Raw genomic sequence first — 5,341 nt, forward strand, 5'->3', positions numbered from 1 at the left:
CCGAGGGCGAGCGCGCCGAGGTCGGGGGCGCGGCCGGAGCAGGCGGAGAGGAGCTGGTCGGCGGCCAGCGCCGCCGCGCCCAGCAGCGACCAGTCCAGGTCCATCGAGCCTTCCGCCCCGTCCAGCGGGGCGAGCTGCTCGGTGCGGGCCGGGTGCGGGACGGCGTCGTCGCCCGGCCCGAACATCGCGCGCGCCAGATCGACCACGGCCATGTCGAAGCGCAGCACCTCCGGCGCGGACGACGGGGCGGCCACCTGGACCGGCCGCCCCCGGGTGAACAGCAGCGGCGCCTCGACGCGCCCGTCCCCGTGCCGCAGCCGCACCAGCACCTGGACGGGATGCACCGAGCGGCCCATCGCGCAGCGGGACGCCAGCTCGTCCAGCAGCACCGCGGCGGCCCGTTCGGTTCCGATCGCGGCCACGGCGTCGCGGACGTGGCGCACCCCTCCCCCGGCCGCCAGGATGAGCCGCTCGACGTCCTCGGACCGCACGGCCTGTTCTGTGTGTTCACGTTCCAGCGTCATGGTCCGATCGTGCGCGGGCGGGCTGGAGCGCCGCTCGAACGACGCCGGTGCCGCTCCGCCCGTCCCCGGCCCGCGCGCTCGTCCCGGACCACACGTCCGGCTCAGGTGGTCGCGGCGGTCAAGGAGGCGGTGGGGCGCAGCACGGGCTCACCGGTCGCCACCAGCCTCTCCAGCAGGCGCGCTCCGTTGTCCGGCCCCTGGTGGCGGGCGAAGTCGGCCGCCACGCGCTGCGCGTTGGCGCGGTAGGCCGGGTCGGCCAGGACGCGGTCGACGGCGGTGCGCAGGCCGGCCGGGGTGGGGCGTTCGAGCCAGATCCCGGCGCCCGTCCAGGCGATGCGGGCGCAGTTCTCCGGCTGGTCGGCGTTGACCCCGGCGGCGACCATGGGGACGCCGTTGGCGAGCGTGAGGTGCGCGCCGTTGTAACCGCCGTTGCTGATCGCGACGTCCACGCGGGGCAGCAGCTCCTGGTAGGGGATGTAGCGGGCGAACCGCGCGTTCGGCGGCAGGTCCGGCGGGGCGTCGGCGTCCGGGACGGTCACCACGACCAGGTGGTCGCCGCCCGCCAGGGCCTCCAGGCCGGGGCGGACGAGCTGATCGGTGTCGAGCTGGGTGGTGCCCTGGGTGAGGTGGACGACCGGGCGGTCGCCGTCCAGCTCGTCCCACCAGGCGGGCGGCTCGAACGGGCCGTGGGCGCGCTGCGACATCATCGGGCCGGTCAGGTGGATCTGCCGCGGGCAGACCTGGCGCGGGTACTCGAAGGCGGGGCTCGTCGGCTGCAGGAACAGGAACGGCGACATGATCGCGTCCAGCAGCGGCAGGCCGTCGTCGCGCAGCCCGACCGAGCGGCGCAGGTCGCGGTAGGCGTGGTTGAGCGAGCGCAGCGCGAGCCGCCGCACGCCCCGGTTCAGCGCCCGGTTGCGCAGCCGCCCCGGCGCGGACGACGGCTGCGGCGCGCCGGTCCTCGGCGGATCGGACGGGCACGCGCCGATCAGCGAGGTCTCGTTGACGATCGCCCACGGCGGTCCGCCCTGCTCGTGCAGGAACCGGACGCCCAGGCAGTGCCGGTCGGTGACCACGACGTCCGGCTGGAAGCCGTCCACCAGGGGACGCAGGTCGGCCAGCAGGCCGGGGGCCCGCTCGACGTACAGCCGCCGCAGCCCGACCCCGGGCAGCGGGGCATGGCCGCGTAGGAGCGGGCCCGCACGTACGGGGCGAAGCCCGCGCCGAGGTCGCGCACCAGGGCCTCGTGTTCCCCGCCGGTGTGCCACAGCACCTCGTGCCCGCGCGCGAGGAGCGCCTGGATCAGGGCCCGGTTCGGCTGGACGCACCCCAGCGACGGCAACGTGCTGAACAGCAGCCGCGCCATCAGGCCACCCGCGACGCCACGGCCGCGGTGCGCCGCCAGTACGCCCCGACGCCGTCGATGTCGATCAGCTCGTCGTCGATGCCGTGCTCGGCGCGGTAGTCGTGCACGGCGTTGCGGCAGCCGGGCAGCAGGTAGTCGTCGATGATCGCGAACCCGCCGGGCGACAGCTTCGGGTACAGGTGGACCAGCGCGTCCATCGTGGACTCGTAGAAGTCGCCGTCCAGCCGCAGCACCGCCAGCCGCTCGACCGGCGCGGTCGGCAGCGTGTCGCGGAACCAGCCCCGCAGGAACCGGACCTGGTCGTCCAGCAGGCCGTAGGTCGCGAAGTTGCGCTGGACGGTCGCCAGCGGCACCCCCAGCACGTCGTTGCACTTGTGCAGGTTCATCGCGTGGTCGCCGGGATAGCGGTCGCGGTCCACCTCGGGCATGCCCTCGAAGGAGTCGGCGAGCCAGACGGTGCGGTCGGTGACGCCGTGCGCGCGCAGCACCGCGCGGGCGAAGATCGACGCGCCGCCGCGCCACACCCCCGTCTCGATGACGTCGCCCGGCACGCCGTCGGCGATGACCTGCTCCAGGCAGTGCTGGATGTTGTCCAGGCGCTTCAGGCCGACCATGGTGTGCGCCACGCTCGGCCAGTCGCGGCCGTCCGCGCGCGCGTCCTCGGTGGCGCGTCCGCCGCGCTCGTCGTACTCGAACGCCATGATCGGGGGGTCCCGGTAGATGACGTTGGTGAGGACCTTCTTCATCAGGTCCAGGTACAGGTCGGTCACGTCAGTCTCCTTGGCCGGGGGTGGAAATGCGTCCGTTCGGGCCGGTGTCGCGGGGCAGCCACGAGGGCGCGGCCCGCTCGCTGCTCAGGCCCTTCTCCACGAAGGCGATGTTCGGATAGAGGTGGAGCGCGCCGACGGTCCGGTCGGTCGGCGCCGAGGCCGCGGGCCGCTCCCGGTGGTGCAGGCCGTCCACCAGCGCCTTCAGGTGGCCAACCGTGGTCGAGGGTGCGTCCGGGTCGGTGTGCCCGCCGTTCCAGCCGGGCCAGTAGGACGTCTGGAGGTCCTCGATCACGTACAGCCCGCCGGGCGCGAGCCGGTCGAACAGCACCCCGAACGACGCGAGGACGTCGCCGCTGAGATGGCTGCCGTCGTCGATGACGATGTCCAGCGGGCCGATCTCGTCGGCGAGCGCGGCCAGGAACGCCGCATCGCCCTGGTCGCCGCGATGGGTCCGCATGCGGGGGCGTTCGAGCGCGGACTTGTCGTGGATGTCCAGCCCGTGCACCAGCCCGCGCCGGAAGTACTGCCGCCACATCCGCAGCGACGCGCCGCCGTGCTCGGGGGACTGGTATCCGCCGATGCCGATCTCCAGCACCCGGACACGCTGGTCGGCGTACGGCGCGAGGTGCCGCTGGTAGTACGGGGTGTAGAAGTGCACGCCCCACTTGTCGGAGGCGCACCGCGTCGCCAGCGCGGTGAGGTCGGGGGTGCGGGGCTCGCACGCCGCGGTGAGCGCGGCCAGGGCGCGCACCGACGCCTGCCGGTCGTCCCACCGCGCCGAGCCGCCGTTCGCGTCGGGCCGCGGCTCCTCGGCGACGATCAGTTCGCGGGTGGCGTCCCGCCAGTCCCCCGCGGCGCCGAACACCGCGCGGACCAGCTCGGCCGGGTCCTGCCGCAGCCGCGTCCAGGGGGCGTCCATCCGGCCGGGCTTCGCGGTGAGGCCGTCGGGCCCGAGTGCGAGGACGTAGCCGAGCCGGCCGAGGTCGAGCTGCACCCGCGCGGGCGCCGGCGGCCCGCCGGACACCTCCAGGCGCGCGGCGAGCTCGGCGAGCAGGACGCCCGCGACGGTCTCGGGCGCGAGGTCGGCCAGCGCGCGTTCGGTGTCCCGGACGGTCCCGTCCGCGGCGGCGATCAGGCGCTCGACCACGGAGGGGTCGGGCGGGGCGAGGACGGATTCCATCGGCGCGCTCCCGGCGGCGAGGTCGGCTGCTTCGCCCAGCAACCTCGCCGACGCGGGTGGAGTCCGCTTCGACTACCGCTGGAGGCCGCCTACGGCCGGGGGGCGCCGGCCCCGTCCGGCGCGTCCGACCCGTCCGGCCCGGCGTAGCGGCGCAGGCCGAGCAGCAGCAGGTCCACGCCGAAGTCGAAGCGCGCCTCGACGTCGTTGTCGAAGAGCCGGTCGCCGAGCCGGCGCACATTGGGGAACCGGTCGGCCGGGAGCGCGGCCAGGTAACCGCCGAACATGTCGCGGACGGCCTCCGGCGCCATCTCCTCGCCGATCGGGGACACGACGCCGAGGCTCTCCTCGAACGCGTGCGCGCCGATGTAGAGGGCGAACACGTCCCCGACGTAGCTGATCACCTTGTCGGGGACGCCGACCGGCCCGAGGAGCTGGAACAGCCACTCGATGAACCGGACGGTCGTCGGCCCGAACGGGACGCGCCCCATGGAGATGCGCGCGATGTCGCGGTGGCTGTTCATCGCCGCGCGCATGTCGGCGGCCAGACCGCGCAGCTGCTGCTCCCAGCGGAACGGGTCGGGCTCGGGCAGCCGGACGCCGCCCATCACCCGCTCGACGATCAGCTGCAGCAGTTCGCCCTTGTTGCGGACGTGCCAGTAGATCGACGCCGAGCCGGTGCCCAGTTCCTCCCCCACCGCGCGCATCGAGAGGCTGTCGAGGCCGGTGCGGTCCAGCACGCGGATCGCGGCGTCCACGATCGCCTCGCGCGTGAGCGGGACGCGGGGGGCCGCCGACCGGGACCGCGAGCCCGCGCGCCACGGCGGCTCGGGCAGGGGGGTGGCGGCCACATCGAACCCGGCGACCGCCGGCTGCTCGTCTTCGCTGCTCATGTCCATCTCCCCCTCAGCGTAGCAGTCCGGCTCGAACACCCGTCTTGACTGGAACGCTGATCGAGTCGCAGAATGACGTTTGATGGTCGAACAACGATCGAGAGGTTTCGGGATGACCCCCTCCATCGAGGCCCACGGACTCGTGAAGCGCTACGGGAAGACCGCCGCGCTGGACGGCCTCGACCTGCGGGTCGAGCCCGGGCAGATCGTGGCGGTCCTCGGCCCGAACGGCGCGGGCAAGACCACCTTCGTGCGCAGCGTCGCCACCCTGGTCCGTCCGGACGAGGGCGAGCTGCGGGTCTTCGGGCAGGACGTGCGCCGCGACGCCAAGGCCGTCCGCAGCGCGATCGGCCTGGCCGGGCAGTTCGCGGCGGTCGAGGGCGGCATGACCGGGCGCGAGAACCTGGAGATGGTCGCCCGGCTGTACGGGCTGTCGCGCGCCGAGGCGCGCCGCAGCGCCGACCACGTGCTGGAGCGCTTCGACCTGGTCGAGGCCGCGGACAAGCTGGTGCGCACCTACTCCGGCGGCATGCGCCGCAAGCTCGACCTGGGCGCGAGCATGGCGGGGGCGCCCCGGCTCCTGCTGCTGGACGAGCCGACCACCGGCGTCG

6 protein-coding genes are annotated in these 5,341 nt (G+C 74.4%); 1 reads left to right on the forward strand and 5 read right to left on the reverse strand.

Annotation, left to right across the window (positions count from 1 at the left end; genetic code table 11):
* The 5 genes from AB0J52_RS25965 to AB0J52_RS25985 all read right to left on the reverse strand — a co-directional run.
* Positions 1-524 (reverse strand): hypothetical protein (locus tag AB0J52_RS25965; RefSeq protein ID WP_500184875.1); only part of this gene is annotated, 524 nt, incomplete at its 3' end.
* 101 nt (positions 525-625) lie between these two features.
* On the reverse strand, positions 626-1,792 hold the full coding sequence (locus tag AB0J52_RS25970) for a glycosyltransferase (protein ID WP_500184876.1): 1,167 nt from the start codon (positions 1,790-1,792) through the stop codon (positions 626-628).
* A 97-nt stretch (positions 1,793-1,889) separates the two neighbouring features.
* Complete coding sequence (locus tag AB0J52_RS25975; protein WP_500184877.1) at positions 1,890-2,660, reverse strand: TylF/MycF family methyltransferase; 771 nt, start codon at positions 2,658-2,660, stop codon at positions 1,890-1,892.
* A gap of 1 nt (position 2,661) precedes the next feature.
* The gene (locus tag AB0J52_RS25980; RefSeq protein ID WP_500184878.1) at positions 2,662-3,840 is read right to left on the reverse strand and encodes a hypothetical protein; all 1,179 of its coding nucleotides are present in this window, start codon (positions 3,838-3,840) and stop codon (positions 2,662-2,664) included.
* A gap of 89 nt (positions 3,841-3,929) precedes the next feature.
* Complete coding sequence (locus AB0J52_RS25985) at positions 3,930-4,730, reverse strand: TetR/AcrR family transcriptional regulator C-terminal domain-containing protein (RefSeq protein ID WP_500184880.1); 801 nt, start codon at positions 4,728-4,730, stop codon at positions 3,930-3,932.
* Between the two features lie 112 nt (positions 4,731-4,842).
* Between AB0J52_RS25985 and AB0J52_RS25990 the strand changes: the two genes are divergently transcribed.
* Positions 4,843-5,341 (forward strand): ABC transporter ATP-binding protein (locus AB0J52_RS25990; RefSeq protein ID WP_500184881.1); only part of this gene is annotated, 499 nt, incomplete at its 3' end.

Source organism: Spirillospora sp. NPDC049652 (assembly GCF_040675125.1).
GTDB lineage: Bacteria > Actinomycetota > Actinomycetes > Streptosporangiales > Streptosporangiaceae > Spirillospora.